Consider the following 6,367-nt stretch of genomic DNA (forward strand, 5'->3'; position numbering starts at 1 on the left):
ATCCCGGGCCGCTGCTTCTCACGACCCAGGGCGACCTCGTCTGGGGGCTGATCGCCAGCCTGTTCATCGCCAACGTGATCCTCGTCGTCCTCAACCTGCCGCTGATCGGGCTGTGGGTGCGGTTGCTGAAAATCCCGGCGCCGCAGCTTTATGCCGGCATCCTGGTGTTCGCCACGGTCGGCACCTATGGCATTTCGCAATCGCCCATCGACCTCGTCATCCTGTATCTCCTGGGGGCGGCCGGTTTCCTGATGCGGCGGTTCGATTTCCCGACCGCGCCCGTCATTATCGGCATGATCCTTGGACCGCTCGCCGAAACCCAGTTCCGCCGGGCGATGACCATTTCGAATGGCGACTGGTCGGTGTTTTACACCCACAAGCTGTCGCTGACGCTGCTGACGCTCGCCTTCATCGGCCTCGCCAGCCCGCATATCTGGGCCTTCATCGAGCATCGGCGTCGGCGAGGACCGGAGCATGTGCCCGGCGATGCCTGATCGATCCAATGATGCCATGACAGAATTGCTTTCCGGTATCCGCGTCCTCGACCTGACCAACGTCCTGGCCGGTCCCTACTGCGCCTATCAGCTGGCGCTGCTCGGCGCCGATGTGATCAAGGTCGAGGCGCCGCAAGGCGGCGACCTGGCCCGCCAGCTCGGCGGCTCGCCAAAGCTGAACAGCGCCGGCATGGGCGCATCGTTCCTGGCGCAGAACGCCGGCAAACGGTCGGTGGTGCTCGACCTCAAGCAGCAAGCCGATCGCGAGCGCTTTTTCGATCTGGTGGCCAGCGCCGACGCCCTGGTGGAGAATTTCCGCCCGGGCGTGATGGATCGGCTGGGGCTTGGTTACGAGGCGCTGAAGACGGTCCGTCCAGGCCTCGTCTATTGCGCGATATCGGGTTTCGGCCAGACCGGGCCGATGCGCGACAATCCCGCCTATGACCAGATCATCCAGGGCCTGTCGGGGATCATGAGTATCACCGGAACACCGGAAACGGCGCCGCTGCGGGTCGGCTATCCCGTGGCCGACACGCTTGGCGGACTGGTCGGCGCGTTCGCCATTACCTCGGCGCTGGTGCGGCAGAAGACGAGCGGCGAGGGTGCCTTTCTCGACGTCTCGATGCTCGAATGCACACTTTCCGCGCTTGGCTGGCCGGTTTCCAACTATTTGACCGCAGGCATCGACCCCAAGCCGATGGGCAATGAGAACATGACTGCGGCACCCTCCGGTACGTTTCGCACCGGCGACGGGCTCGTCAACATCGCCGCCAACAAGCAGGAGCAGTTCGTGGCGCTGTGCCGGCTGATCGGCCGGCCGGAACTGGCCTCCGATGTCCGCTTTGCCGAGCGCGAGACGCGCAAGCGCAACCGTGCGGCGCTTAAAGTCGAAATTGAGGACGCCCTGGCGGGCGCCTCGGCGGCTGCCTGGGAAGAGATGCTCAATCGCGCCGGCGTGCCTGCCGGCAGGGTGCTGACGATCCCGCAAGTGCTGGCCGAGCCGCAAGTGCTCGAACGCCGGGTGACCGCGAATTTTGATGATGTGGCCGGCATGGACAAGCCGCTGACCGTTCTGCGCGGCGGCTTCATGGTCGATGGCGAGGCGCCCTTGCCGACAAAGCCGCCGCCGGCGCTCGGCGAACATATGGGCGAGGTGTTCGCCGACCTGCCACCCCGCGGCAAGGCAAAGGCACGCGCATGAGCGACACGGAGAAGACGGGCCGTGAGCGCGGCGAGGAATGGTGGCAGACCGACATCATAGAGATGCGGCCTGGTGTCATCCGGCTGCGCGGCTACGAGATCCAGGATCTGATCGGCCGCGTCAGCTTCCCGGCTGTCATCTGGCTGATGCTGCGCGGCGAACTGCCCAGCGAGGACCAGGCAGAGTTGCTCGGCATTGCCTTGGGAGCCGCCGTCGACCACGGACCGCAGGCGCCATCGATCGCCATTGCGCGCATGGCCGCAACCTGCGGCGTCGGTATCAACAGCGCCATGGCCTCGGCCATCAACGTTCTCGGCGACGTGCACGGTGGCGCCGGCGAGCAGGCGCTTTCCTTCTATGGTGACATTGCCGTGGCGATCGATGCCGGGATGACGCTGAATGAAGCGGTCTCGGCGAGGCTCGACCGGTTCTTCGCCGAGGAGAAGGGCTATGTGCCGGGGCTCGGACATCGCTTCCATCCCGTCGACCCGCGCGCGCCGCGTTTGCTGGAACTGACCCGCGAATTTGCCGCACGCGGTGCCGTCAACGGACGTTTCGCCGATATTGCAGAAGCGATCGAGGCGGACGTCGCGCGACGCAAGAGGAAAAAAATACCGCTCAACATCGATGGCGCTACCGCCGTCATCTATGGCGAACTCGGTTTTCCGCCAGCGCTGACGCGAGGGCTTTTCGTGCTGTCGCGCTCGGTCGGCATCCTTGCGCATGCCTGGGAGCAGTCGCAGCAGGCCGAGCGAAACAAGGGGCCGCTGCCGCGCGAATGGCTGTGGACCTATACCGGCACGCCGGTGCGGTCGTTTCCCGAAAGCGATGAGCCCGGCGAGTGAGGCTTTACGCCTGGTCCACCTGCAAAGGCTGAGGAAGCTTCAGCGTCTTCACCAACGTTGAAAGATCCGGCTCGTCGATGAGCATGGCCGCGTCGGCTGGCGCCAGCCAGGCCCGCTGGCGTCGTTTGGCTTCCTGCCAGTCGGCCAGTTCCTCACTCACCTCGAGCAGATAGACGATGACGTCGACGCGGACAAAGCGATTGGCCAGCCGCTTCCAGTAGGAATAGGTACCCGCCGGCTGCTTCAGCGTCTTGCCGAGCACGCCGGCTTCCTCCTGCGCCTCGATGGTGGCCGCCTTGCGTCCGCTCTTGCCCTTCATCGGCCAGCCCTTGGGGACGATGAAGCGCCTGGTGGTACGCGACGTGACCAGCATGACCTCGATGCCGCCGCGCGCGGTCAGCCGAAAGGGAATAGCCGCCACCTGGCGGATCCTCTCGCCCTTCTTTGCCTTGCGTACGGCCTTTTTCTTGGTGGCTGCCATTCGTCAATCCAGTCGATGCAATGCCGCATAGCGCGACAAGGCATCGTTGCAAAACCAAAACTTTCGCATGTGCCGAAAGACACTCGAAATACCTAAGTCGGCTAAATAAATGAAAAACGCCTTGATGTCAGCGGCAATTGCTCACGGCGGTGGTGCCGATTATCTGGGTCTGGCAGCTTGGCTTGAGCTGCTGCACGACCGGGGGCGGCTGCTGAACGATCTGGCGGTCCTGGGCGCGGTACTGCTGCTGTTGCTGCTGATATTGCTGCCGTTGTATCCTGTTTTGCAGGATTTGCAGGTCGTTCTGCCGGATCAGCGCATTGTTGCCGGTAGCGGAATTGAGCGCTTGCGCGGAAGCCGGCAGGCAAACGCCCGCCAGCACTGCCGTGGCCAGCATTGCCACTGTGAAGATCGTTGATGGCCGAAGTGCCGACATTCGCTCATTCCCGCGCAAAAAACTCTGCCCACTGATATAGGACGTTTGCGCGGCGATGCCATGGCCAGCGGGTCGAGCATCACGAAATCGGGCAGTCCGATCGCTTTGTTCTGCGATTCCAGCAGTGAACCGCAGATAGTCGTCATATGACGACTATGAAACGTCAGCGGCTTTAGTCAGTGTCCGCACGTAAATTTTCGGTTTCATCCGGCATAAGTTCATGTATTCTAATTGAGTCAGAGCTCCGCAAGTGGGAATGCGGATGCTCTGTTTTAATGCATTGAACCTTATTGCGCAGTGCCGGCATCCTTATTGCAATTGCATGAGCATAGCGGTGGCGTCGCCTTAAGCAGGCATTGAGGCGCGCCCCCGTAAAACGGGGGGTAAGTGCATGGCTTTGTTTTCAAAGCGTGGTGGCTTTGCCATCAAACGCGCATTCGCGGTTCCGGGTTCCGGTATCGATGCTGCCAATGCCCATGTGGCAGAGGTATCCCAGCAAGCAGGGCTTGCCCGCCAAGCGCTGCCCGGCAGTTCGCCTTGTTCGCTTCGTGCGGCGCAAGCGTGGACTTTGTTCAAACTTGGACCGGTGGCACGTGCGTAAGAAGCGTCTGGCTCGGGTCGCCGTCGCCGGCCAGGTGTGATTGCCGGACGGTTGATGGTCCTCCTCGGCGCCACCGCGCTGGTGGGTTTTCCGCCGATACCGGCGGCGCATGCTCAGTTCGTCATAGACGAGAACGGCCCGGATGCTCCGGACAGGGGACCTGGTGGCTTTGACGCAGATGGCGATAATGGCGATCCCGGCGGATCGATTACAAATGCGACCCCTGGAGCCGTAAACAACGCTCCGCAGATAAACGTCAACGCATCTGGATTTGTCGGCACTGCCAATGGCGGCGATGGCGGCGACGGCGGCGAAGGCCTGGCTGGAACGCCCATTGAAACCAATGGTGGTGAGGGCGGCAATGGCGGCGTGGGTGGATCCGTCGACATTCTCAACAACGCTGTGATGTCGACCATCGGCACGGGACATCATGGCTTCGAAGCTTCTGCGGTCGGTGGCAATGGCGGCAGTGGCGGCGGCGCCCTGCCGGCGATCGCGAACCTCGGCGGCGACGCCGGAAGCCGCAATACCGGCGGCAACGCCAACGCGGTTGCGTCTGGCACCAGCGACATCACGACGACGGGCGACTTCTCCTACGGCATTTTCTCCAATGCCAGCGGCGGCAATGGCGGCCAGGGCGGTGACAACATCGTCAGTCTCGGCGTCGATGCTGGTGACGGCGGTGATGGCGCTTCCGGCGGCACCGCATCGGCAAGCAACGCCGGCAAGGTGGAAACATCGGGATTGGCCTCTTATGGCATGCTGGTGCGGTCGGCAGGTGGTGTGGGTGGCAATGGCGCCGATGGCGTCGGGGTCGTCAGCGGCGGCGGCAATGGCGGCGGCGCCACTTTGGGCGGAAATGCCACGGGCAGCAATTCGGGCGGCATCATAACTCATGGTGATTTCGCCAGCGGCATGGCCGTGCAGTCGGTCGGCGGCGGCGGTGGTGGCGGCGGCGACGCCTTCGGCCTGTTCGGCGGCGGTGGCACAGGAGGCGCGGGCAATGATGGCGCCAATGCAACCGGTACCAACACCGGCAACATCACCACCGATGGTCGGGGTGCTATTGGCATGCTGGTCGAATCGGTCGGCGGCGGCGGTGGTGACGGCGGCGGGGCAGCCGGCATCGTGTCGATCGGCGGCACAGCCGGCGGCGGCGGCAAGGGCGGGACTGTCATCGCCAATGTCGGCGGCACGATAACAACTGGCGCTGACGGCAGCGGCGACGGCGCGCATGGCGTTCTGGCTCAGTCGGTCGGTGGTGGTGGCGGCAATGGCGGCTTTGCCCTGTCGGTCGCCCCGGCAGTCGCTGTCGCGATCGGCGGCGGCGGCGGAACCGGCGGCAATGCCGGAGCCGTCAACGTCAACCAGGCCGCGACCGGTCCGACGGTCGACACCAACGGTCGTTCGGCCATCGGCATCCTCGCACAGTCGGTGGGTGGCGGCGGCGGCAATGGCGGTGGCGCCTTTGCGCTTGGCGGCATCGTGTCTGTTTCGGTCGGCGGCAGCGGCAGCGCGGCCGGCAACGGAGACGAGGTCACCTACAACATCGCAAACGCCAAGGTCACGACGCGCGGCACCGATTCCATCGGCATCCTCGCCCAGTCGGTGGGCGGCGGCGGCGGCAATGGCGGCTTCGCTCTCGGTGGCGCGGGTCTCGTGGCTGTGGGCGTCGGCGGCTCGGCTGGTTCAGGCGGCTTCGCCAGGAAAGTCGACGTCACCACCGGCGGCTCGGTCGAAACCCTGCAGGACCGGTCGGGAGGCATCGTCGTCCAATCGCTTGGCGGCGGCGGCGGCAATGGCGGCTTTGTCGTGGAAGGCGCCCTCTTCGGAGCGAGCGTTGGAATCGGCGGCAGGGGCAGCGGCGGCGGCGATGGCGGCGACGGGTTCTTCCGCACCGCCAAGGGCGGCCCGCCATCGATCATCACGCGCGGCACCGACTCGATCGGCCTCGTCGTACAATCGGTCGGCGGCGGTGGCGGCAATGGCGGCTTCGTCGGCACGTTTGGCGCGATCGCCAATCTGGGCATCGGTGGTGGCGGCGGCGCGGCAGGCGCGGGCAAGGCGGTCGATGCGACCTATAATGGTTCGGTCGAGACCTTCAAGGAAAGGTCGGCCGGTATCATCGTGCAATCGATCGGCGGCGGCGGCGGCAATGGCGGCGGCGCCGGTGCGGTCGCGGTCGGTATATTCGGTGCGGCTGGCGTCGCGATCGGCGGCGGCGGCGGCGATGCGAACCTGAGCGATCAGGTTACCGTCACCCACAAGGGCGACATCCACGTCGGCGGCGCGGGCGCGAAGGCCATCCT

General features: G+C 64.8%; 5 protein-coding genes and 1 pseudogene. 5 read left to right on the forward strand and 1 reads right to left on the reverse strand.

Annotated elements, in window-relative coordinates:
• From EN750_RS13845 to EN750_RS13855, 3 genes are all read left to right on the forward strand, one after another.
• Nucleotides 1–494 (forward strand): tripartite tricarboxylate transporter permease (locus tag EN750_RS13845; RefSeq protein WP_189526194.1); only part of this gene is annotated, 494 nt, incomplete at its 5' end.
• 16 nt (nucleotides 495–510) lie between these two features.
• The gene (locus tag EN750_RS13850; protein ID WP_127396746.1) at nucleotides 511–1,695 is read left to right on the forward strand and encodes a CoA transferase; all 1,185 of its coding nucleotides are present in this window, start codon (nucleotides 511–513) and stop codon (nucleotides 1,693–1,695) included.
• Complete coding sequence (locus tag EN750_RS13855; protein WP_127396747.1) at nucleotides 1,692–2,540, forward strand: citryl-CoA lyase; 849 nt, start codon at nucleotides 1,692–1,694, stop codon at nucleotides 2,538–2,540. Before EN750_RS13850 ends, EN750_RS13855 begins: the two co-directional genes overlap by 4 nt.
• A 4-nt stretch (nucleotides 2,541–2,544) precedes the next feature.
• Here the strand turns inward: EN750_RS13855 and EN750_RS13860 are convergent, their stop codons facing one another.
• Nucleotides 2,545–3,021 (reverse strand): NUDIX hydrolase, encoded by a 477-nt coding sequence (locus EN750_RS13860; protein ID WP_127396748.1) that lies wholly within the window; start codon nucleotides 3,019–3,021, stop codon nucleotides 2,545–2,547.
• Nucleotides 3,022–3,130: 109 nt separating this feature from the next.
• Here EN750_RS13860 and EN750_RS41670 point away from each other — a divergent pair, with 109 nt between their 5' ends.
• Nucleotides 3,131–3,439, forward strand: a complete 309-nt coding sequence (locus EN750_RS41670; protein WP_164749439.1) for a hypothetical protein — start codon at nucleotides 3,131–3,133, stop codon at nucleotides 3,437–3,439.
• A gap of 673 nt (nucleotides 3,440–4,112) precedes the next feature.
• Nucleotides 4,113–6,367: pseudogene (locus EN750_RS41480) on the forward strand (autotransporter outer membrane beta-barrel domain-containing protein); the annotation flags it as partial.

The sequence above is a fragment of the Mesorhizobium sp. M7A.F.Ca.ET.027.03.2.1 genome (assembly GCF_003999175.1).
Taxonomy (GTDB): domain Bacteria; phylum Pseudomonadota; class Alphaproteobacteria; order Rhizobiales; family Rhizobiaceae; genus Mesorhizobium.

Bases quoted from the DNA above. Each gene is read 5' to 3' on its own strand.
- EN750_RS13850 (WP_127396746.1), top strand. From the start codon at position 511: ATGACAGAATTGCTTTCCGGTATCCGCGTCCTCGACCTGACCAACGTC.
- EN750_RS13855 (WP_127396747.1), top strand. From the start codon at position 1,692: ATGAGCGACACGGAGAAGACGGGCCGTGAGCGCGGCGAGGAATGGTGG.
- EN750_RS13860 (WP_127396748.1), bottom strand. From the start codon at position 3,021: ATGGCAGCCACCAAGAAAAAGGCCGTACGCAAGGCAAAGAAGGGCGAG.
- EN750_RS41670 (WP_164749439.1), top strand. From the start codon at position 3,131: ATGAAAAACGCCTTGATGTCAGCGGCAATTGCTCACGGCGGTGGTGCC.